22 protein-coding genes are annotated in these 19,436 nt (G+C 71.7%); 11 read left to right on the forward strand and 11 right to left on the reverse strand.

Annotated features, from left to right (window positions below; translation table 11 throughout):
- Nucleotides 1-129: 129 nt before the first annotated feature.
- Both GA0070608_RS12535 and GA0070608_RS12540 read left to right on the forward strand, forming a co-directional pair.
- On the forward strand, nucleotides 130-927 hold the full coding sequence (locus tag GA0070608_RS12535; protein ID WP_091634971.1) for a helix-turn-helix domain-containing protein: 798 nt from the start codon (nucleotides 130-132) through the stop codon (nucleotides 925-927).
- Nucleotides 918-1,109, forward strand: coding sequence for a DUF397 domain-containing protein (locus GA0070608_RS12540; RefSeq protein WP_091627172.1), 192 nt, complete (start codon nucleotides 918-920; stop codon nucleotides 1,107-1,109). Before GA0070608_RS12535 ends, GA0070608_RS12540 begins: the two co-directional genes overlap by 10 nt.
- 82 nt (nucleotides 1,110-1,191) lie before the next feature.
- Here GA0070608_RS12540 and GA0070608_RS12545 read toward each other — a convergent pair whose 3' ends face one another.
- Entirely contained in the window at nucleotides 1,192-1,989 is a 798-nt protein-coding gene (locus tag GA0070608_RS12545; protein ID WP_176733710.1) for an alpha/beta fold hydrolase, read from the reverse strand.
- 112 nt (nucleotides 1,990-2,101) lie between these two features.
- Here GA0070608_RS12545 and GA0070608_RS12550 point away from each other — a divergent pair, with 112 nt between their 5' ends.
- The 4 genes from GA0070608_RS12550 to GA0070608_RS12565 all read left to right on the forward strand — a co-directional run bounded on the left by GA0070608_RS12550 (nucleotide 2,102) and on the right by GA0070608_RS12565 (nucleotide 4,773).
- Nucleotides 2,102-2,725: a helix-turn-helix domain-containing protein gene (locus GA0070608_RS12550; protein ID WP_091627180.1), complete on the forward strand. Its 624-nt coding sequence runs from the start codon at nucleotides 2,102-2,104 to the stop codon at nucleotides 2,723-2,725.
- Nucleotides 2,722-3,504 (forward strand): hypothetical protein, encoded by a 783-nt coding sequence (locus GA0070608_RS12555; RefSeq protein WP_091627183.1) that lies wholly within the window; start codon nucleotides 2,722-2,724, stop codon nucleotides 3,502-3,504. Before GA0070608_RS12550 ends, GA0070608_RS12555 begins: the two co-directional genes overlap by 4 nt.
- 70 nt (nucleotides 3,505-3,574) lie before the next feature.
- Complete coding sequence (locus GA0070608_RS12560) at nucleotides 3,575-3,889, forward strand: DUF2516 family protein (RefSeq protein WP_091627187.1); 315 nt, start codon at nucleotides 3,575-3,577, stop codon at nucleotides 3,887-3,889.
- A complete protein-coding gene (locus GA0070608_RS12565) occupies nucleotides 3,886-4,773 on the forward strand; it encodes an alpha/beta fold hydrolase (RefSeq protein WP_091627192.1) in 888 nt (295 codons plus the stop codon). Before GA0070608_RS12560 ends, GA0070608_RS12565 begins: the two co-directional genes overlap by 4 nt.
- Before the next feature lie 244 nt (nucleotides 4,774-5,017).
- Here the strand turns inward: GA0070608_RS12565 and GA0070608_RS12570 are convergent, their stop codons facing one another.
- Nucleotides 5,018-5,713 (reverse strand): nucleotidyltransferase domain-containing protein, encoded by a 696-nt coding sequence (locus tag GA0070608_RS12570; RefSeq protein WP_091634975.1) that lies wholly within the window; start codon nucleotides 5,711-5,713, stop codon nucleotides 5,018-5,020.
- Between the two features lie 76 nt (nucleotides 5,714-5,789).
- Here GA0070608_RS12570 and GA0070608_RS12575 point away from each other — a divergent pair, with 76 nt between their 5' ends.
- Nucleotides 5,790-6,704: an SDR family oxidoreductase gene (locus GA0070608_RS12575; RefSeq protein WP_091627195.1), complete on the forward strand. Its 915-nt coding sequence runs from the start codon at nucleotides 5,790-5,792 to the stop codon at nucleotides 6,702-6,704.
- Here GA0070608_RS12575 and GA0070608_RS12580 read toward each other — a convergent pair.
- A complete protein-coding gene (locus GA0070608_RS12580) occupies nucleotides 6,695-7,726 on the reverse strand; it encodes a helix-turn-helix transcriptional regulator (RefSeq protein ID WP_091627198.1) in 1,032 nt (343 codons plus the stop codon). The genes GA0070608_RS12575 and GA0070608_RS12580 overlap by 10 nt on opposite strands.
- A 96-nt stretch (nucleotides 7,727-7,822) precedes the next feature.
- On the opposite strand from GA0070608_RS12580, the gene GA0070608_RS12585 reads away from it, so the two are divergent.
- From GA0070608_RS12585 to GA0070608_RS12595, 3 genes are read left to right on the forward strand one after another with little or no spacing between them, the layout of a single operon-like run.
- A complete protein-coding gene (locus tag GA0070608_RS12585) occupies nucleotides 7,823-8,359 on the forward strand; it encodes a VOC family protein (protein ID WP_091627201.1) in 537 nt (178 codons plus the stop codon).
- Entirely contained in the window at nucleotides 8,352-9,155 is an 804-nt protein-coding gene (locus GA0070608_RS12590; RefSeq protein ID WP_176733711.1) for a MerR family transcriptional regulator, read from the forward strand. The genes GA0070608_RS12585 and GA0070608_RS12590 overlap by 8 nt, the downstream gene beginning before the upstream one ends.
- A gap of 50 nt (nucleotides 9,156-9,205) precedes the next feature.
- On the forward strand, nucleotides 9,206-9,997 hold the full coding sequence (locus GA0070608_RS12595) for an EI24 domain-containing protein (RefSeq protein ID WP_091627210.1): 792 nt from the start codon (nucleotides 9,206-9,208) through the stop codon (nucleotides 9,995-9,997).
- Between the two features lie 42 nt (nucleotides 9,998-10,039).
- Here the strand turns inward: GA0070608_RS12595 and GA0070608_RS12600 are convergent, their stop codons facing one another.
- The 8 genes from GA0070608_RS12600 to GA0070608_RS12635 form a co-directional block, all read right to left on the reverse strand.
- Nucleotides 10,040-10,936, reverse strand: a complete 897-nt coding sequence (locus tag GA0070608_RS12600; RefSeq protein ID WP_091627214.1) for a GNAT family N-acetyltransferase — start codon at nucleotides 10,934-10,936, stop codon at nucleotides 10,040-10,042.
- Nucleotide 10,937: 1 nt separating this feature from the next.
- Nucleotides 10,938-11,339: a RidA family protein gene (locus GA0070608_RS12605; protein ID WP_091634980.1), complete on the reverse strand. Its 402-nt coding sequence runs from the start codon at nucleotides 11,337-11,339 to the stop codon at nucleotides 10,938-10,940.
- Between the two features lie 120 nt (nucleotides 11,340-11,459).
- Nucleotides 11,460-12,464 carry a LacI family DNA-binding transcriptional regulator gene (locus GA0070608_RS12610; RefSeq protein WP_091627219.1) on the reverse strand — a complete coding sequence of 335 codons (1,005 nt, stop codon included), beginning with the start codon at nucleotides 12,462-12,464 and terminating at the stop codon, nucleotides 11,460-11,462.
- Nucleotides 12,465-12,483: 19 nt separating this feature from the next.
- Nucleotides 12,484-13,863: a GH1 family beta-glucosidase gene (locus GA0070608_RS12615; protein WP_091627222.1), complete on the reverse strand. Its 1,380-nt coding sequence runs from the start codon at nucleotides 13,861-13,863 to the stop codon at nucleotides 12,484-12,486.
- Nucleotides 13,860-14,693 carry a carbohydrate ABC transporter permease gene (locus GA0070608_RS12620; RefSeq protein WP_091634983.1) on the reverse strand — a complete coding sequence of 278 codons (834 nt, stop codon included), beginning with the start codon at nucleotides 14,691-14,693 and terminating at the stop codon, nucleotides 13,860-13,862. Before GA0070608_RS12620 ends, GA0070608_RS12615 begins: the two co-directional genes overlap by 4 nt.
- Nucleotides 14,690-15,718 (reverse strand): carbohydrate ABC transporter permease, encoded by a 1,029-nt coding sequence (locus tag GA0070608_RS12625; protein ID WP_091627224.1) that lies wholly within the window; start codon nucleotides 15,716-15,718, stop codon nucleotides 14,690-14,692. Before GA0070608_RS12625 ends, GA0070608_RS12620 begins: the two co-directional genes overlap by 4 nt.
- A 76-nt stretch (nucleotides 15,719-15,794) precedes the next feature.
- On the reverse strand, nucleotides 15,795-17,096 hold the full coding sequence (locus GA0070608_RS12630) for an ABC transporter substrate-binding protein (RefSeq protein ID WP_091627227.1): 1,302 nt from the start codon (nucleotides 17,094-17,096) through the stop codon (nucleotides 15,795-15,797).
- A gap of 389 nt (nucleotides 17,097-17,485) precedes the next feature.
- Nucleotides 17,486-18,247 (reverse strand): maleylpyruvate isomerase family mycothiol-dependent enzyme, encoded by a 762-nt coding sequence (locus GA0070608_RS12635; protein WP_091627230.1) that lies wholly within the window; start codon nucleotides 18,245-18,247, stop codon nucleotides 17,486-17,488.
- Between the two features lie 70 nt (nucleotides 18,248-18,317).
- On the opposite strand from GA0070608_RS12635, the gene GA0070608_RS12640 reads away from it, so the two are divergent.
- Nucleotides 18,318-19,409, forward strand: a complete 1,092-nt coding sequence (locus GA0070608_RS12640) for a UDP-N-acetylmuramate dehydrogenase (RefSeq protein WP_091627233.1) — start codon at nucleotides 18,318-18,320, stop codon at nucleotides 19,407-19,409.
- The last annotated feature ends 27 nt before the right edge of the window (nucleotides 19,410-19,436 follow it).

A 19,436-nucleotide genomic window follows, 5' to 3' on the forward strand; every position in this document is an offset into this window, starting at 1 on the left:
GCCCGAGACCCCCTAGTGTCGAAAGGCAATCGGCCATCATGGAGCGTCGTTGACGGGATGCGATTTGCCTGGTGAGGGCGGCGAAGGGACTCTCGCCCAGGCGTTGGGGGAGGTTTGGGGAATGTGAGCATGTCTGCGGCGGAAATCCTGCTGGACGAACTGCGCCACGCGCGGACGGCACGGGGAATGAACCAAGACGAGTTCGGCAGATTCATCAGCTACTCCGGCACCCATGTCAGCGCTGTCGAGACGGGCGCCCGGCCGCCGACTGGCGACTACGTGGCGGCCATCGACAAAGCGCTGAAGACCGGCGGTATCTTCGCAAGACTTCTCGAGCGGCTCGCCGCGCTCGACCTGGCGCCAGTCTGGCTGCGCGAATGGATCACGTTTGAGAATCAGGCCAAGGCGCTGCGCTGGTACGAGCCGGCCTTCGTGCCGGGCCTCCTACAGATCGAGGCGTACGCACGAGCGACGCTTGAGGCCGGCGGGTTGCTCACTGCTGAGCAGATTTCGCGGCGGGTGCGCTCGCGGCTGGATCGCCAAGCCATTCTCAACCGCAACGAGTCACCCCATGTCGTGATCGTGCTCGACGCGGCGGTGCTGCGACGGACGGTGAACGACGACCGGACGCTGATGCGTGAGCAGCTCGACCACTTGGCGGACGTCGCCGAACTTCCTCGCCTGCACATTCATGTAGTGCCGGAAGACGCGGGGCTCTACCCTGGCCTGCAAGGTGGCTTCATCCTCGCCACCATGCCTGATGAGACGGTCGTCGGGCACATTGACCATCAGGTGCGTTCTCAGACCGTCAGCGGCGCGGCCGAGATTGCTACGCTCCAGAAAACATGGGAGGCCATCCTCCGGGACGCGCTTCCTCGCAGACCTTCTCTAGACCTGATCAAGGAAACGGCGAAGACATGGACATGACTGACGCCCGGTGGCGTAAGTCGTCGAGGTCCGGGACGAACGGCGGCAACTGCGTCGAGGTCGCGGACAACCTTCCCAGCGTCGTCTGCGTGCGGGACAGCAAGGATCCCGCCGGCCCGGCCCTCGTCTTCGAGCCGGCCGCGTGGCGCGCATTCATCGGTCGGGTCGGCTGGCGAGGCTGACCGCAGGCGCGGAAGCGCCCGCCCCCCGTCGTGGGGGCGGGCGCTTCGCTCTGAGGTGGCCCGGTGTAGCTGTTCGGCTCTGTCAGGGGAGGAAGTCGAGCAGGGCGGCGTTGACCGGGGCGGGTCGCTCCAGCGGCAGCAGGTGCCCGGCGTCCGGCACGTCCGGCAGGCGGATCGCGTGGGGTGCCTCGGCCGCGATCCGGTCGGCGAGGCGGCTGATGTCGGGTACGTCCGCGGTGCCGGCGCCGACCAGGACGGGCATCCGCAGCTCGCCGAGGCGTCCGATCGCCGGCGGGTCGAGTTCGGCGACGTCGATCGCGCTGAGCGCCAGCTCGGCGGCGAGGGCTCGCTGGTCCATCTCGCGGGCGAAGGCGAGCAGCTCGGGGTCGACGTCGGCGGGCTCGCGGCCTGGGCCGACCACCCAGAACCGCACCTCACCGGCGGCATTGGCGGCGAAGTCCTCCGGGTCGATCTCTCCGACCAGGCTGTCCCAGAGGTCGTTGGCCTCGTCCGACCATTCGTGCCCCGAGGCGGCGGTGCCGAGGAGGGCGAGCGCGGTCACCCGGTCCGGGTGGGCCAGCGCGGTGTCGATCGCCACTGCGCCGCCGAACGAGCAGCCGACCAGGGCGGCCCGGGGGATGTCGAGCGCGTCGAGCAGCCCGGCCACGTCGTCGTGGTGGGCGAACGGGGTCGGCGGCAGTTCGGAGTCCCCGTACCCGCGCAGGTCGAGGGCGATCACCCGGTGCCGCGCGGCCAGCGGGCCGACCTGTTCCCGCCACATCCGGCGGTCGGCGATGCCGGCGTGCAGCAGGACGACGGGCGTGCCGCTGCCGGTGTCGTCGTACGCGAGCAGGGCGCCGTTCACCTCGATCTTGGTCACTGCGGAAAGGTACGCAAGGGGGCGACCGGGACGCAACCGCGTTGGTGAGACGTCGCTAACTCTGGCTAGCACTTCGCTTGCAGGAGCTAGCAATGCGCGTTAGCGTCGAGTCATGGCCACTGGTAAGGACCTTCCCGACGTCGGCGGGTTCATTCGCGATCTGCGCCGCAACGCGAAGATCTCGCTCCGGCAACTCGCCGAGCAGGCGGGGGTCAGCAACCCGTACCTCAGTCAGATCGAGCGCGGCCTGCGCAAGCCGAGCGCGGAGGTGCTCCAGCAGCTCGCCAGCGCGCTGCGGGTCTCCACCCCGGCGATGTACCTGCGGGCCGGGCTGCTCGACGACAAGGAGGGCCAGGGCGTGCTCGCGGCCATCGCCGTCGACCCCGACCTGACGATGGCGCAGAAGCAGTCGCTCACCCAGATCTACGAGACGTTCCGCCGGGAGAACGCACGGCTCGCCGAGGCGACCGCGGCGGCCACCGGTGCGACGCCCGCCACCGAGGCCGACGCCACGTCCGACGTAAGCGCGTCGGAACCCGTCGAGGCGGCTTCCGACCTGGCCAACCTCGCCGCCACCGGCCCCACCACGCCGGAGGGCACCCCGATCGAGGCCGTTCTGGAGTCGGTCGCCGTCACCGAGGCCGGCCCCGCTCCCGCTCCGACCGACACGCCCGCGAAGAAGGCCGCCAGCAAGGCGGTCCGGAAGGCCGCCGACGCGGCCGAAGAGGAGAAGTGATGTCCCAGCCGAAGACCAGCCGCATCCCGGCCCCGATCTACGCCGCCGCCGGCGCTGGCGAGCTCGCCCTCCAGCAGCTGCGCAAGCTCCCGGCTGTGGTGACCGACCTCGGCAACAAGGTCGTCGCCGACCTGGGCGGCAAGGCTGTCGTCACCGGCGTCGAGCTGCGTCAGAAGGCCAACGACACGCTGCGTACGGCGAACCTGACCGTCGGCAGCCTGCGCGAGAAGGCCGTCCCGACCGAGGAGGACCTGAAGCGGCTCCGCGAGGCCACCGACCTCAACAAGCTCCGCGAGGCCACCGACTTCAACAAGCTGGTCGAGGTCGCCGACCTCAACAAGCTGCGCGAGGTCGCCGACCTGGACAAGCTCCGTGCGGTGGCGGCCCGCAACGCCGCCGTGGTGGTCGCCGGTGCCCAGGCCGCGTACGTCGCCCTGATCGCCCGGGGTGAGCGGGTCGTCGGGGCCGGCGTGCTGGAGGCCGCCGAGACCGTGAACGCCGACATCGAGGCGACCGAGGCCGAGCCGGCCGACGCCGTCGCGAAGCCGGCCACCACGCAGCCCGCCGAGCAGCCCGCCGTTGCGAAGCCGGCCACCGCGCAGCCTGTCGCCGAGGTGCCGACCCCGGCCGACGTGGCCGAGGTGCTGGGGGCCAAGCCGGCCGCCGCCAAGAAGGCGACCCGGGCTCCCCGGGCCACCAAGGCCGCCGCCAAGCCGGCCGCCACCCCGTCGGCGAAGCTGCCCCGGGCCACCAAGCGGACCCGTCCGGCCGCCGAGTAGTGCGTTGCGCCGGTGGCCCCGGATGCGTCCTGTCGGACGTATCCGGGGTCACCGGCATAAGCTTGCCGACATGGCCTACGCCGCGCCGCTCTTCGCCTTCGATGTTCGCTACGTGACCGAGCTGATCCTGCTCGTCTTCGCGTTGGTCGTGCAGGGCATCGCCCTGGTGCACGCCATCACCCAGCGTTCCGACGCCTTCTCGGCCATCGGCACGCTGCCCAAGGGCGGCTGGATCGCCATCCTGGCCGTCTGCCTGGTGCTGACCCTGCTCGGCTTCGGCCCGATCAGTCTCTTCGGACTCATCGGCATCGCCGCCGGCCTGATCTACCTGCTCGACGTCCGGGTGGGGCTGCGCGACCTGAGTGACGGCAAAGGGTTCTGGTGAGGGGTTTCCGCTGGCCGCCCCCGCCGGACGGTGGGCCCCGCACCTGGGGTCCGGGCCCGGGTGGCCCGCGTACCGGTCGACCGGCCCTGCCGGAGCCGGACACCGACCTGGTCGCCACTCCGCACGGCGTACACCTGGAACAGCTCGTCACCGGCACGGGTGACCCGGTCACGGTGTTCGCCCACGGGTTGGGCAGCGGCATCGCCACCACCCGGCCCTTCGGCAGCGGGGTGACGGGTCGCAAGCTGTTCTTCCAGTTCCGCGGGCACGGCCGGTCCGACGCGCCGCCCGGTGCGTGGACCTACCTGGACCTCGCCCGTGACCTGCGCGCGGTCGCCGATCTCGGCGGCGCCACCCGGGCCTTCGGCGCCAGCCTCGGCGCGGGCGCGCTCTGCCGGCTGCTCACCGAGAGCCCTGAACGCTTCGAGCGACTCGTCTTCTTCCTGCCGGCGGCGCTCGACCAGCCACGCGGCGAGGTCGCCCGGGCCCGGCTGACCGCGCTGTTCGACGCCGTGGAGAGCGGCGACTCGTCCGCCGTGGCCGACGTGGTCCAGATGGAGCTGCCGCCCGCCGTACGCAACACCCCGGCCGGCTGGGCCTACCTGCGCCAGCGGCTCGACCAGCTGCTGCGTGACGGGCTCGCCCCCGGGCTGGCCACCCTGCCCGAGCAGGCACCGCTGCGCGACGCCGGGGCGTTGGGCGCGGTCACCGCGCCGGCCCTGGTGATCGGCTGTGCCGGCGACGACCTGCACCCGGTCGAGGTCGCCGAGCAGCTCACGGCCGCGCTGCCCCAGGCCACCCTGCACGTGTACGACCGGCCCGGCGTCCTCTGGACCGAACGCGCCGACCTGCGCAGCCGGGTGTCCGCCTTCCTCAACGGGTGACGTGACTCCCGGCGCCGAACGCCGACGCCGGGAGCCGGGCCGTCACACGAGGTCGATACGTTCCCGCTCGATCGGGTAGCCCGCGCGGGCGAAGGCGGCGACCATCGGATGGTTCGGCTGATCGGTGGCCGCCACGATCTCCTCCGCGCCCGCCTCGACGAGCAGATGGGTGGCCTCGACCCTCCGGTCCCATGCATGGGGCAGCTCGACAGGGCCGCAGACACACCCCGGCCCGGGCGGCGGGTCAGCGGGACCTCAGCTCCGGCGGCAGGTGGGCGGCGCGGAGGGCGAGCAGCCAGCGTTCCACGGTCGGTTCGTCCGGGCGGTCCGGCAGTGGGGTGCGGACCCGGTCGAAGTCCCGTTCCGCCTCGGCGAGCAGCCTCCGGGCCTCCGCCAGGTCGCCGCCGGCCACCCGCTCGCCGAACTCCCGGAACCACTCCGGGTCGGCGAGCCGGATCTCCAGCACACCGGTGGCGTAGAGCAGCCGGCCCTGGTGCACCAGCCGGGCCAGGTGCCGGGCGTGCTTGGCGGTCCGCCGCCGGGTGTCGGCCGAGAACGTGCCGTCGGCCCGGGACTCCAGCTTGCGGAACTGCTGGCCGGCGTACCCGAGATAGGCGTCGCGGACGCGGGGCGCGCTGAGGAACGCCGAGCGGATGGCGATCAGCCGGTCGCCGAACTCCGTCCGGGTCTCGTAGCAGTCGTCCGGCAGCCAGGCCAGCTCGGTGGCGGTCGGGTTGCCGCTCAACGCCAGGCGGCACCACTTCGCCGCCTCGTGCAGGGTGATGTCCGGGTCGGTGGTCACCACCGACTCGCGGGGCGGGTGCAGGCCGTGGAACGCGACGGTGGGCGCGGCGAAGACACCGATCCGGTCGACGTCGGAACCCGGCCCGGCCAGCCCGTACGCGACGGAGCCGACGATTCCGGAGAGCAGCAGGTGCATGCCCGCGAGCATGACGGACGACACGGCTTCGTGAAACCGGACTTCGGCTGTCAGGTATCGCTGACAGGCTCGCCGCATGACTAAACCGCTGACAGGGAAGATCGCGCTCGTCGCCGGGGCGACCCGGGGCGCCGGCCGGCAGATCGCGGTCCAGCTCGGTGCCGCCGGTGCCATGGTCTACGCCACCGGCCGCAGCAGCCGGGCCGGCCGCTCCGAGCTGGACCGGCCGGAGACCATCGAGGAGACCGCCGAGCTGGTCACCGCCGCCGGCGGGACCGGCATCGCCGTCCGGGTCGACCACCTCGTCCCCGAGCAGGTCCGCGACCTGGTCGCCCGGATCGACGTCGAGCAGGGCCGGCTCGACGTGCTGGTCAACGACATCTGGGGTGGCGACCCCCTGACCACCTGGGAGAAGCCGGTCTGGGAGCAGCCGCTGGAGGCCGGCTTCCGCAGCCTGCGCCTGGCGATCGACACGCACATCATCACCAGCCACTTCGCCCTGCCGCTGCTGATCCGCCGCCCCGGTGGCCTGGTGGTGGAGGTCGGCGACGGCACGCGCGAGCACAATGACGCCAACTACCGGCTCTCGGTCTTCTACGACCTGGCCAAGGTGTCCGTGAACCGGCTCGCCTTCAGCTGGGCGCACGAGTTGAAGCCGCACGGCTGCACCGCCGTCGCGCTGACCCCGGGCTGGCTGCGGTCCGAGGCGATGCTGGAGCATTATGGCGTCACCGAGGAGAACTGGCGCGACGGCGCCGCCAAGGAACCGCACTTCGTCATGTCGGAGACGCCGGCCCTGGTCGGCCGCGCGGTCGCCGCCCTGGCCGCCGACGAGGACCGGGCCCGCTGGAACGGCGAGTCGCTCGACAGCGGCGGGCTGGCCCAGGTGTACGGCTTCACCGACCTGGACGGCACCCGGCCGCACTGGGCGCGCTACTACACGGAGGTGGTGGAGCCCGGCCGACCGGCCGACGACTCCGGCTACCGCTGACCCGGCTCGGGCTCGGGCTCCGGCTCGGGCTGCGGCTCCGGCTCGGGCTTCGGTCCGGCGTAGCGGCGGGCCATCCGATCGGCCGCCTCCGCCAGCCGGGCCCGCAGCTCGGGCGGGTCGAGCACCTCCACCTCCGGACCCAGCCCGAGCAGTTGGTGGTACGCGACCTCGACGGATTCGACGGGCAGCCGGGTCACCACCCAGCCCTGCCCGTCGGGCCCGCCGGTGGCGGCGACCGCCTCGTCGTACGCGAAGGGGGCGTCCGCCAGGTGCCGGAGCTGGCGCAGGCCGGCGGGGCTGAGCCGGACGGTGGCCTGCTCCCGCAGCACGCCCCGCTGGAACGCCTCGGCCTGCTCCCGCCAGTACCCGGCCAGGTCGAAGCCCTCGTCCCGGTCGAAGGTCTCCCCGCCCACCTCGACGCCGGTGACCCGGTCGACCCGGTAGGTGCGCACGTCGTCGCCGACCCGGCCCACGAGATACCAGACGCCGTTCTTGAGCACCAGCCCGTACGGCCGCACGGTGCGCGCCACCTCGCGGTCGCCGCGCCGGTAGCGCAGCTCGACCATCCGGTCCCGCCACACCGCGCCGGCAAGCTCGGTCAGCCACGGCGGCGGCCCCACCTCCCGGAACCAGCCCGGCACGTCCAGGTGGAACCGCTGCCCGGTGCGGGCCGGGGCGTCGCGCAGTGTGGGCGGCAGCGCGGCCAACACCTTCAGTTCGGCCGAGGCCACCGCGTCGGCGAGCCCCATGTCGCCGGCCGGTCCGGGCAGTCCGGCCAGGAAGAGCGCCTCCGCCTCGTCCCGGGTCAGCCCGGTCAACCGGGTCCGGTAGCCGCCGAGCAGCCGGTAGCCGCCGGCCCGGCCCCGGTCGGCGTAGACCGGCACCCCGGCGGCGGAGAGCGCCAGCACGTCGCGGTAGACGGTCCGCTCGGAGACCTCCAGCTCCCGCGCCAGCTCCGGCGCGGTCATCGTCTCCCGCGCCTGAAGCAGCAGAACCAACGAGATCAACCGGGCCGCCCGCACGCGTCCATCCTGCCGTGCCCGCTCGACCGCCCCCCAGCCGGGCCGTCACGGATCCGGCTTGACCCTCACGGTGCGTGAGGCCGGAGGGTGGGGTGCATGAGTGACTACTACGACGCTTTTGAGATGAGCCCCGTGCCCGCGCCCGGCCCGGACGCGGTTGCGCCGGAGCCGTACCGGGGAATCTATGGAATGCCCGCGTTCGTGACGATCCCCACGAGCGATCTGGCGGCGTCGGTGGACTTCTGGACTCGTGGGCTCGGGTTCTTCGAGCTGTTCAGCATCCCCGGCACGCTGGTGCATCTGCGCCGGTGGGCGTTCCAGGACGTCCTCCTCGTCTCGGCGGAGAGCGTTCCGGCGCAGCCACCAGCGATGAGCTTCAGTTTCTCGGGCGTGCTCAGCCAGATCGATTCCCTTGTCGAGGCATGTCGTGCGTTGAACCCGGACTCGGTCGAGGGCCCACGGGACACTCCCTGGAACACCCGCGACGTGGAGGTGATCACCCCCGAGAACGCACGGATCGTCTTCACCGCGGCGAAGCCCTTCGATCCGGCCAGTCAGGAGGCACGGAACCTTGAAGCCATGGGGATCACCCCACCGGGCGTCGGGCGCGGCGACAATGAGGAGCATGTCTGATGCCACTGACGTCGAGGGCCTGACCGTCGGTCAGGTCTCGACGCGTCTGGGCGTGACAGTCCGCGCGCTGCACCACTGGGATGACATCGGTCTGGCGCGACCGTCGCTGCGCACGACTGCCGGATACCGGCTCTACACCGCCGGTGATCTGGAACGCCTGCACCGCATCGTCGTCTACCGGGAGATCGGCCTCAGCCTGGACAGGACCCAGGCCGTCCTGGACGACTCGACCGCAGACGTGCCCGGCGCACTGCGCGCGCAGCGCACCCAGGTCGCCCAACGGATCGACCGCCTCCAGCAGCTCAGCGCCGGCCTGGACCGCATGATCGACGCCCACGAGCGCGGCCTGCTGCTGACCGTCGAGCAGCAGGCCGCGATCTTCGGCCCCCAGTGGAACCCGGACTGGCCCGCCCAGGCCCGTCAGCGCTACGGAGACACGACGCAATGGCAGCAGTACGCCGAACGCTCAGCGTCTCGCAGTCCGGAGGAATGGCAGGCCATCGCCGACACCGTTGCCGACCTCGACCGTGCCCTCGGCGACGCGATGGACGCCGGTGTCACCCCTGGCAGCCCAGAGGCGAATCGACTCGTCGAGCGGCACCGTGAGGTGTTCACCTCGTACTTTCCCCTCACCAGGCAGATGCAGGTCTGTCTCGGCCGCATGTATGAGGCCGATCCGGCATTTGCCGCCCACTACGACGGCATCCGCGCCGGCCTCACCACGTGGTTCCGGCAGAGCATCGACGCCAGCGCACGCGCCCACAACATCGACCCCGACACCGCCACCTGGCAGTAGCGCGCGGCTGCGACCAACCCCATGACCGGGTACAACTAGGCTCTGCGGTCGTGAACGCAACCCGCATCGCCGCGCCCGTGACCGGCGCCGTCGGCCGGTTCTTCGCCGGCGTGGGCCTGCTCCTGCGCGGCCTCGGCCTCTACGTCCGCAGCCCCAAGCTGATGCTGCTCGGCGTCATCCCGGCGTTGATCTCGGGCGCGGTCTTCGTGACCGCGTTCGCCACCCTGGCGTACTTCGTCGACGACCTGGCCGCGCTGGTCACGCCGTTCGCCGACGACTGGTCGACCACCGGGCGCAGCCTGGTCCGGGTGATCGCCGGGCTGGCCTTCCTCGGCATCGGCGGCCTGCTCGCGGTGGTCAGCTTCACCGCGGTCACCCTGGTCATCGGCGACCCGTTCTACGAGAAGATCTCCGAACGCGTCGAGGAGCGCCTCGGCGGCACGCCCGGCGCGGTCGAGGTGCCGTTCTGGCCGTCGCTGCGGCGCAGCCTCGCCGACTCGGTACGGCTGGTGGGCCTGTCGATCCTCTTCGGCATCCCGCTCTTCGCCGCCGGGTTCATCCCGGTGGTCGGCCAGACCGTGGTGCCGGTCATCGGGGCGGCGGTCGGCGGCTGGCTGCTCGCCGTGGAGCTGGTCGGGGCGCCCTTCTACCGGCGCGGGATGCGGCTGCCGGAGCGCCGGTCGTACCTCAAGGCGGACCGGCCCACCACGCTCGGCTTCGGGGTGGCGGTCTTCGTCTGCTTCCTGATCCCGCTCGGCGCGGTGTTCGTCATGCCGGCCGCCGTCGCCGGGGCGACCCTGCTGGCCCGCCGCTCCCTCGGCCAGTCCATCTCCGAGGACTGAACTGCGGTCCCGCCGCTTCCGTCGGCCGGACCAGCGGCACCGTCAGGAGAGGTCGCGCAGGCAGGACCAGCTCGACCCGACCGGTCGGTAGCCGAGCTTGACGTTGATCGCCAGCATCGGCGCGTTCGCCTCGTCGTTCGAGGTGTAGGCGACGCGTACCCCGCCGGCTGCGGCGCGGTGCAGCGCCGCCGTCTTGACCAGGCGGGCGAGCCCGCGCCCCCGGTGCGTCGGCAGCGTGCCGGTGTAGTCCGACCACATCCGGTCGCCGTCCCGCTTGACGAGGCTTAAGGCCACCAGCTCGCCGCCGGCCTCGGCCACCGTGCTGGCCGCCCGGTCCAGGCCCAGGTTGTCCCAGACCTCGGAGTACCAGTTCTCGTAGCTGATCGAGTCGACGGGCACGTCCCCCGGCTCGTCGGCCGCCGCCGCCAGGTTGACCAGGTAGACCCGGCGCGGGTCGAGGTCGGTCAGCGGGAGCAGCCGTACGCCCGGCGGCGGCTCCGGCATCGGCGGGGCCGGCCGCAGGTCCAGCGCCGAGTAGCGCAGCTCCCGGCTCGGCGTGAACCCGTGCCGGCGGGCGAACGGCAGCGACTCCGGCAGCGCCCAGGTACGCACCCGACGCGCCCCGATGTCCCGCAGGTGTCCCAGCGCGGCGGTCAGCAACGCGGTGCCGGCACCCCGGCCCCGATGCTCCGGGTGCACGTGCAGGATGGAGACCTCCCCGACGTCGCGCTCGGAGGTCAGGTCGTTGCGGTAGGCCGACACCCACCCGACCACCGTGTCGTCCACCTCGACCACGTACGCGGTCCACTGCTCGCTGGGCGGGGGCTGGGCGATCATCTTCCGGGTCGACTCGACGCCGCGTACCAGATAGGGGTGGACCAGCGCGCGCAGTGCCACCACAGCGGGCGCGTCGTCGGGACGGGCGGTCCGGATCCGCATGTCAGGCCTCCTCGCGTACGGCGGCGACGGCCTCGACCTCGACGAGTTGGTCGTCGTAGCCGAGCACGGCCACCCCGAGCAGGGTGCTGGGCGGCTCGTGGTCGCCGAACGCGTCCCGGACGACCTCCCAGACGGCCACCAGGTCGGCCTGGCGGGACGACGCCACGTACACCGTGGTCTTGACGACATCGGTGAGCCGGGCGCCGGCCGCCGCGAGGGCGGTCTCCAGGTTGGCCATCACCTGCCGGGCCTGGCCGGCGGGGTCGCCGGGCGCGACGGTCCGCCCGTTGACGTCGAGCGGGCAGGCGCCGGCGGTGTGGACGAGCCGGGTCGACGGCTCGACCGTGGCCGCGTAGGTGTACTCGGCGACGTCGGAGAGGGCGGGCACGCGGATCAGGTTCACGGTCACGCGCGCGACGCTACCGGCGCCCGCAGCGCGCCTCCACGGATTAAGTCCGGCGCCCGTCAGGAAGGGGTCTTCCCCTTATACAGAAGGCGTTGACCGGGTGCCCTTCCCTGCACCTCAGGCCGACTCGCGGATGATCAGCTCGGTGGGTAGCACCACGGATTCGATCGCCTCTCCGGCGGCCAGCCGCAGCAGCAACCGGGTCATCTGCCGGCCCAGCTGCACGATCGGCTGGCGGACGGTGGTCAGCGGCGGCTCGGTGTACGCGGCGGTCTCGATGTCGTCGAAGCCGATCACCGCCACGTCGTCCGGCACCCGCCGTCCGGCCGCGCGGAGCGTACGCAGGGCGGCGTGCGCCATCAGGTCGGAGGCGGCGAAGACGGCGTCCAGGTCGGGGTGCTCGGCGAGGAGTTGCCGCATCGCCGTCGCCCCGGACTCGCGGGTGAAGTCGCCGGTCGCCACCAGCTCCGGCAGCCCGGCCTCGGCGACCGTGTTCCGGTAGCCGGTGAGCCGCTCGATGCCGGCCACCATGTCCTGCGGGCCGGCGATGGTGGCGATCCGGCGGCGTCCGCTGTCGAGCAGGTGCCGCACCGCCGTGGCCACCCCGCCGACGTGGTCGACGTCCACGTAGGGCACGTCGGCGCCGTCGAGCGGCCGGCCGCTGCACACCACCGGAATGCCCAGCCGGGCGAGCCGGCCGGGCAGCGGGTCCTCGCCGTGCAGCGAGGCGAAGAGCACCCCGTCGACGTGCCGCCCGGTCGTGTAGCGCTCGACCCGGTCGTGCCCGGCGGGCGAGCCGGCCAGCATCAGCACGAGCTGCTTGTCTGCCGCCTCCAGCTCCTGCGCCGCGCCCCGGATGATGCCGGGGAAGACCTGGTCGTCGGAGAAGACCCGGGTGGCGGCCTCCGGCAGCACCAGGGCGATCGAGTCGGTCCGCTGGGTGACCAGGCTGCGGGCGGCCAGGTTCGGCACGTACCCCAGCTCGGCCACCGCCTGGCGGACCGCCTCCTGGATCGGTTCGGCGACGGTCGTGGAACCGTTCACCACCCGGGACACGGTGGCCCGCGAGACACCCGCCAGCCGGGCCACCGCCTCCAGTGTCGGCCGCTGCGCCGTCGTCATCCCCGTAACCACCGCCTCGTCACAGCCCGTTCCGGGAGATCACCTCCTGGTACCACCGGGCGCTGGACTTCGGTGTGCGTCGCTGCGTCAGGTAGTCGACGTGGATGATGCCGAACCGTCGACGGTAGCCCTCGGCCCACTCGAAGTTGTCCAACAGTGACCATACGAGATAGCCCCGAAGATCCACTCCCCGGGAGATCGCCTCGTGTGCGGCGCGCAGGTGCCCGTCGAGGTAGGCGATCCGGTCGGCGTCCATCACCTGCCCGACGCCGTCCGGGGCGTCGGTGCCGGTCTTGTCGCCGAACGCCGCCCCGTTCTCGGTGATCATCAACGGCACGCCGGGGTAGTCCGTGGCGATCCGTTCCAGCAGCCGGGTCAGCCCGGCCGGCTCGATCATCCAGCCCATGTCGGTCAGCGGCCCGACCGGCGGGAGGAACTCCACCGCGCCGACGGTGCCCGGGTAGGCGCCGTCGCCCGCGCCGTCGGGCCGGCCGGCGACGTAGGTGGGCGCGTAGTAGTTGATCCCGAGCAGGTCGATCGGGGCGGCGATCAGCTTCTCGTCGCCGTCGCGCAGGAACGTCGGCTCGACGAGCCGGACCACGTGTTCCAGCACGTCGTCGGGGTAGGCCGCCCGCAGCATCGGGTCGAGGAAGATCCGGTTGTGCAGGCCGTCGACCAGCCGGACCGCCGCCGTGTCCGCGGCGCTGTCCGGGTCGGCCGCGCGCACGTCGGCCGGATTGATCGTGATCCCCACGGTGTCCGCGCCGGCCGCGCGCAGCGCGCGGGCCGCCAGGCCGTGCCCGAGCAGCAGATGGTGTACGGCGGCGAAGGCCGCACCCGGGTCCTGCTCGCCGGGGGCGTGCACCCCGTTGCCGTAGCCGAGGTAGGCCGAGCACCACGGCTCGTTGAGCGTGGTCCAGGTGCGGATCCGGTCGCCGAGCCGGGTGTGCACCGCCGTGGCGTACGTGGCGAAGTGCTCGGCGGTCTCCCGGTTGGTCCAGCCGCCCCGGTCCTGGAGGGCCTGCGGCAGGTCCCAGTGGTAGAGCGTGACGATCGGGTCGATGCCCCGGGCCAGCAGCGCGTCGGTCAACCGGTCGTAGAAGTCCAGGCCGCGCGGGTTGACCGGGCCGGTGCCGTCCGGCTGGATCCGGGGCCAGGCCACCGAGAAGCGGTACGCCGCCAGCCCCAGCTCCGCCATCAGCGCCACGTCGTCGGCGTACCGGTGGTAGTGGTCGCAGGCCACGTCGCCGGTGTGTCCCTGGTGGACCCGTCCCGGCGTACGGCTGAAGGTGTCCCAGATCGACGGGCCGCGGCCGTCGTCGGTGGCCGCGCCCTCGATCTGGTACGCGGCGGTGGCCGCGCCCCAGACGAAGTTGTCGGGGAATCGCAGAGTGCTCACGCCTTGACCGCACCTTCCATGATGCCGCCGATGATCTGGCGGCCGAACAGGACGAAGACCAGCAGCAGTGGGAGGGTGGCGATGGCCGTCCCGGTGAACACCTGGGACATGTCCGTGTAGTAGCCCTCGGAGAGGGTGCGCAACGCCAGTTGCACGGTCGGGTTCTCCGGGTCGTTGAGGACAGCGTACGGCCAGAGGAAGTCGTTCCAGGTCGTCATGAACGTGAGTAGACCCAGCACGGCGGCGGCCGGGCGTAGCGCCGGCAGCACGACGTTCCAGTAGATCCGCGCGGTGTTGCAGCCGTCCACCCGGGCCGCCTCGATCAGCTCGGTGCTGACCGCCTGGCCCGCGTACTGCCGCATCATGAAGACCCCGAAGCCGGTGACCAGGGCCGGCACGATCACCGCCGGCAGCCGGTCGTTCCAGTTCAGCTTCGTCATCAGCATGTATAGCGGGATGACGCCGAGTTGGGTGGGCACCATCATCGTTGCGATGATCACCATGAGCAGCGCGTTGCGGCCCCGGAACCGCAGCTTGGCGAAGGCGAACCCGGCCAGCGTGGAGAAGAAGACCACCGACACGGTGACCGTGGTCGCCACGATCGCCGAGTTGATCAGCCCGGTGACGAAGTACGCATCGGTGTTGTTCAACAGCCGGGACACGTTCGCGCCGAAGTTGCCGCCGGGGGTGACCGGGGGCGGCAGTTGGCCCATCGCGTCGTTGGAGCGGCTCGCCACCACGAACATCCAGTAGATCGGGAAGATCGACATCACCCCGGCGGCGATCAGCGCGGCATAGGTGAGCCGGCTGGCGGCCCAGAGGCGGGTCATCGCGCCCATCCCTTCGACTTCGCGTCCTCCTTCGACTTCGCGTCCTTCCTCGGGGGCTTCGCGTCGCCGAGCCGGCGCAGGAGCAGTACGTTCACCGCCGCGACGACCGCGATCAGCGCGAAGAGCAACCACGCCACCGCCGAGCCGTACCCGAAGTTGTAGTGGGGCGCGAAGGCGTTCTCGAACATGTACATGGTCACGGTCTGCGACTCCCGTAGCGGTCCGCCCCGGATCGGGTTGGTTCCGGAGTGGAACAGCCGGGGCTCGGTGAAGAGCTGGAGCCCGCCGATGGTGGAGATGATGACGGTGAAGATGATCGTCGGCTTGAGCAGCGGAACGGTGATCGACCAGAACTGCCGGACCCGGTTGGCGCCGTCGATGGCGGCCGCCTCGTAGAGGTCGCGGGGGATGGCCTGCATCGCGGCCAGGAAGATCAGCGCGTTGTAGCCGGTCCACCGCCAGTCGACCATGGCGGAGATGGCCACCCAGGACGCGAACCGGTTCGACTTCCACTCGATCGCGTCGATCCCGACCAGGTCCAGCAGCCAGTTGACCATGCCGAACTCGCGGCCGAAGAGCACCCCGAAGACGATCGCGACCGCGGCGGTCGAGGTGATGTTCGGGATCAGCACCGCCATCCGGAACGTGGTCCGGGCCCGCAGTTGCCGGTTCAGCAGGTTGGCCAGCCAGAGCGCGGCCAGCAGCTGCGGGACGGTGGAGATGACGAAGATGCCGAGGGTGTTGACGACGGCGTGCCAGAAGTCGGCGTCCGCCAGCAGCCGGCTGTAGTTCTCCAGGCCGACGAACGGATGGCTGCTGCCGAGCAGGTCCCAGTCGTGCAGGGAGACCCAGAAGGTGTAGATCAGCGGGTACGCCCCGAACACCCCGAAGAGCACGAAGAACGGGGCGATGAACAGGTAGGGCGAGTACTTCGTGTCGAGGCGGCTGAACCGCATCCCCGGCGGACGCCGGCCGGTGCGGGGCGCCGGTGCGACCGGCGGGTGCGGGTCGAGCTGGACGGTCATGCCCGGACCACTCCTTTCCCGGCTGCGGGCGGGATCGGCGCCCCCGGCGCCCTCCCGCCCGCCCTACCGGCTCGGGCTACTTGGCGGCGGCCTTCTTCGCGTTGTTGACCGCGTCCGTCCAGCCCTTTCCGGGGTCGCGCTGGCCCAGCTCCACCGTCCGGACGGCGTTCTCGACCTCGGTGCGTACGGCCTGGTTCTTCGGCCCCATGTAGACGGGCTTCAGGGTCTTGGCGCCCTCGCCGAAGATCTGCCCCACCGGGGCGTCGGAGAAGTACGCGTTCTTGGCGTCGACGATCGCCGGGTCGGCCAGCGCCTGCGGCGACGAGGGCAGCGGGCCCTTGGCCTTGAACGCGCCGATCTGACCCTTGGCGCTGGTCAGGAACTTCGCCAGCTCGATCGCCTCGGCGCGGTGCTTGCTCTGGGTCGGCACGGCGAGCCAGGACCCGCCCCAGTTGCCGCCGTCACCGGGCACCCGGGCGATGTCCCACTTGCCCTTGGCCTCGGCGCCGGCGTTGCCCTCGATGACGCCGGTCATCCAGGCCGGGCAGGCGATCGTGGCGAACTTGGCCTGCTTGAAGGCCGACACCCACTCCTCGGACCAGGAGCCGTACTTGCCGGAGAGGCCGGAGTCGATGATGTCCATCGTGGTGTCCCAGGCCTGCCGGACCGCCGGGTTGCTGTCCACCACCAGGTTGTCGCTGGTGTCGTAGTAGTGGTGGCCCTGCGCGTTACCCGCCGTCTGGAGCACGATCGTGTTGAAGATGTTGGTCGCGGCGTCCAGGAACGAGGCCCCGGTGTTCTTCGCCTTGAACTGCTCGCCGACCTTGATGTACTCCTGCCAGGTCGGCCAGAGCTTCGACACCGTCTCGCGGTCGGTGGGCAGACCCGCCTTGGCGAAGAGGTCCTTGCGGTAGCACATGGCCATGCCGCCGACGTCGGTGCCCAGGCCGATGACCTTGCCGTCCGGGGTCGTGCCGCCCTTCCACTTCCACTCCAGGAAGTTGCCCTGGAGCTCGGCCCCGCCGTGGTCGAGCAGGTTGACGAAGTTGTCGGGGTTGGCCTTGTATTCGACCATCAACCCCTCTTCGATGGCGACGACGTCGCCCGCGCCCTTGCCGGCGGCGAGCCACTGGGTCAGCTTCGGCGAGTAGTCGTCGAGGTTGGTGCCCGTGCCACGCTCGACGATCTTCACGTTCGGGTGGCTGGCCATGTATTCCTTGTAGAGCTCTTCGTAGCCGAACTGGCTGAACACGTCCACGGTCAACGTGATCTTGCCGTCCTCGGCGGGTTCGTCGCCGGCGCAGCCAGCGGTGGCGAACAGCGCGGTGGCGGCGACGAGGGCCACCGCCGCCAGGCGGCGGCGCGGAAAGACACCCATATCGGTTGGACCCCTCTCAGGTCGTCTGAGGTGGTGAGGCAGGTGGCGGAGCAAAGCTGAGAGAGCGCTCTCACGACAGGGTGGTGGTTGGTCCGGTCGGTGTCAAGGGAACCCTCCCGCTCGCCGTCAGGTCAGGGCCGGACGCCGTCGCCGTGAGGGCCGGACGCCGTCGGGTGAGGGGCCGGACGCAGTCGGGTGAGGGCCGGGCGCGAATGAGAGTGGCCGCCCGGGCACGGGCGGCCACTCTCATCGGACATGCGGTAGAACCGGACCGCACGAAACCCTCGGGATCCAGCGCCGCGCGGAACCCTTCGGGCCCGGCACCGTGGGGAGCCGTCGGCCCCGGCACGGTGGGGAGTCGCCGGCCCCGGCGCCGTGCGACGGGTGGATCAGCCGACCCGGAGACCCTCCAACAGGGTCCGGTCGCCGGCCACGTCCAGCGTGTCGAGACCGACCCGGCCCCAGAGCGCCAGCAGCAGGTCGCTCGCGGTACCGCTGACCTGCGCCCGGGCGTGGTGGTCGTCGTGGTCGAAGATGGTGGCGGTGTCGAGCAGGGCCACACCCTCGCCGCGCAGCCGCAGGAACCACTCCTGGGCGGCGTCGACCGCGGAGAGCTGCACCACCCCGTGCCACTGGCCGGCGGTGCGGCGTCGACCGGCCGGCAGCCAGGTGTCCAGGATCTCGCTCACCCCGTCGGCGGCGAGCTTCGCCTCGACCGGCTCACCCGCCGCGATGGCGAGTTGGGCGTCCCACCGGTGCACCGCCGTCTCGTGCGCCATCCGGCGCGGCCAGAATCCCGCCTTCTTCGGCTGCGGCGCCCAGTTCCAGGCCGGAGCCTCCGGGTCCAGTCCGTCGAAGAGGATCATCAGCTGGTCGTACGCCTGCTGCCAGAGCTGGAGCGGGGCGACGCCCGGCTCCGGTGCCACCGGCTCGGAGCGGCCGGGCGGCGGGGTGACCGTGCCCGCGCCCGCGAACGAGTGCACCCAGTGGTAGAGGGAGGCGAGGTGCAGGGTCAGGTCGGCGACGGTCCAGCCGGGACAGGACAGCACCGGTGTCTCCGGCGGCGCCTCGGCCGCAGCGGCGGCGAACGCCGGGCCCTCCGTGCGGAGTGCTCCCATCCAGAAGTCCTTCGTGCCGTGCAGTCTGCTCATCGCCATCCTCCCGGGGGTGACCGGGCCACCAGTGGGCGCCGCGGCTACCCCTCAGCCTAGGGTGAAAGGCGTGTCAGACGTCTACGCCCAGCCGACAACCGGCCCCGAACCCGCCACGACGTGCGAACTGGCGCAATACACCACGTTGCGCCTGGGCGGCCCGGCCGGGCGCGTCGTCGCCGGCACCGACGCCGACGGGATCGTCCGGGCGGTGCGGGAGGCGGCCGAACGCGACGAGCAGGTCCTGCTCCTCGCCGGGGGCAGCAACGTCGTGATCGGAGACGCCGGTTTCCCCGGCACCGTCGTCCTGGTGCGCTCCCGGGGCCTGCGGGTGGTCGCCGAGGACACCGACACCGTCACCGTACGCGTCGAGGCCGGCGAGCCCTGGGACGACCTGGTCGCCACCACCGTGGCCAACGGCTGGTCCGGCCTGGAATGCCTCTCCGGCATCCCCGGCTCGACCGGCGCCACCCCCATCCAGAACGTCGGCGCGTACGGGCAGGAGGTCGCCGAGACCATCACCGGCGTCCAGGTCCACGACCGGGTCGAGGGGACCGTCGGATCGATCCCCGCCGCCGACTGCGGCTTCGCGTACCGGTCCAGCATCTTCAAGTACGCCGACCGCTGGGTGGTGCTCTCCGTCGACTTCCGGCTCGCCCGCTCGCCGCTGTCCGGCCCCGTGCGCTACGCGGAACTGGCCCGGGCGCTCGGCGTACAGGTGGGGGACCAGGTGCCGCTGGCCGACGCCCGGGCCACGGTCCTGCGGCTGCGCGCCGGCAAGGGCATGGTGCTCGACGCGACCGACCCGGACACCCGGTCGGTCGGCTCGTTCTTCACCAACCCCGTGCTGGACGTGGCCGCGTACGAACTGCTGCGGGAGCGCGCCGCCGACCTCGGCGAACCGCCGGCCTGGCCGGGCGCGGGTGACGTGGTTAAGGTCAGCGCGGCCTGGCTGATCGACAAGGCCGGCTTCGGCAAGGGCCACCCGGGGCCGCAGGGTGTCGCCATCTCCAGCAAGCACACCCTCGCCCTGACCAACCGCAGCGGCACCGCCAGCACGGCGTCCCTGGTCGAACTGGCCCGCGAGATCCGCGACGGCGTCCACCAACGCTTCGGCGTGACCCTCCACCCCGAACCCATCCTCATCAACTGCACCCTCTAACCACCCCGCCCGCCCACGCCCGCGTGA

Origin of the sequence: Micromonospora peucetia, from assembly GCF_900091625.1 — a bacterium.
Lineage (GTDB): Bacteria > Actinomycetota > Actinomycetes > Mycobacteriales > Micromonosporaceae > Micromonospora > Micromonospora peucetia.

What these genes read in the sequence shown, in the direction of transcription:
- GA0070608_RS12535 (WP_091634971.1), top strand. Translation starts at nt 130, where the DNA reads ATGTCTGCGGCGGAAATCCTGCTGGACGAACTGCGCCACGCGCGGACG.
- GA0070608_RS12540 (WP_091627172.1), top strand. Translation starts at nt 918, where the DNA reads ATGGACATGACTGACGCCCGGTGGCGTAAGTCGTCGAGGTCCGGGACG.
- GA0070608_RS12550 (WP_091627180.1), top strand. Translation starts at nt 2,102, where the DNA reads ATGGCCACTGGTAAGGACCTTCCCGACGTCGGCGGGTTCATTCGCGAT.
- GA0070608_RS12560 (WP_091627187.1), top strand. Translation starts at nt 3,575, where the DNA reads ATGGCCTACGCCGCGCCGCTCTTCGCCTTCGATGTTCGCTACGTGACC.
- GA0070608_RS12570 (WP_091634975.1), bottom strand. Translation starts at nt 5,713, where the DNA reads ATGCACCTGCTGCTCTCCGGAATCGTCGGCTCCGTCGCGTACGGGCTG.
- GA0070608_RS12575 (WP_091627195.1), top strand. Translation starts at nt 5,790, where the DNA reads ATGACTAAACCGCTGACAGGGAAGATCGCGCTCGTCGCCGGGGCGACC.
- GA0070608_RS12585 (WP_091627201.1), top strand. Translation starts at nt 7,823, where the DNA reads ATGAGTGACTACTACGACGCTTTTGAGATGAGCCCCGTGCCCGCGCCC.
- GA0070608_RS12590 (WP_176733711.1), top strand. Translation starts at nt 8,352, where the DNA reads ATGTCTGATGCCACTGACGTCGAGGGCCTGACCGTCGGTCAGGTCTCG.
- GA0070608_RS12600 (WP_091627214.1), bottom strand. Translation starts at nt 10,936, where the DNA reads ATGCGGATCCGGACCGCCCGTCCCGACGACGCGCCCGCTGTGGTGGCA.
- GA0070608_RS12610 (WP_091627219.1), bottom strand. Translation starts at nt 12,464, where the DNA reads ATGACGACGGCGCAGCGGCCGACACTGGAGGCGGTGGCCCGGCTGGCG.
- GA0070608_RS12620 (WP_091634983.1), bottom strand. Translation starts at nt 14,693, where the DNA reads ATGACCCGCCTCTGGGCCGCCAGCCGGCTCACCTATGCCGCGCTGATC.
- GA0070608_RS12625 (WP_091627224.1), bottom strand. Translation starts at nt 15,718, where the DNA reads ATGACCGTCCAGCTCGACCCGCACCCGCCGGTCGCACCGGCGCCCCGC.
- GA0070608_RS12630 (WP_091627227.1), bottom strand. Translation starts at nt 17,096, where the DNA reads ATGGGTGTCTTTCCGCGCCGCCGCCTGGCGGCGGTGGCCCTCGTCGCC.
- GA0070608_RS12635 (WP_091627230.1), bottom strand. Translation starts at nt 18,247, where the DNA reads ATGAGCAGACTGCACGGCACGAAGGACTTCTGGATGGGAGCACTCCGC.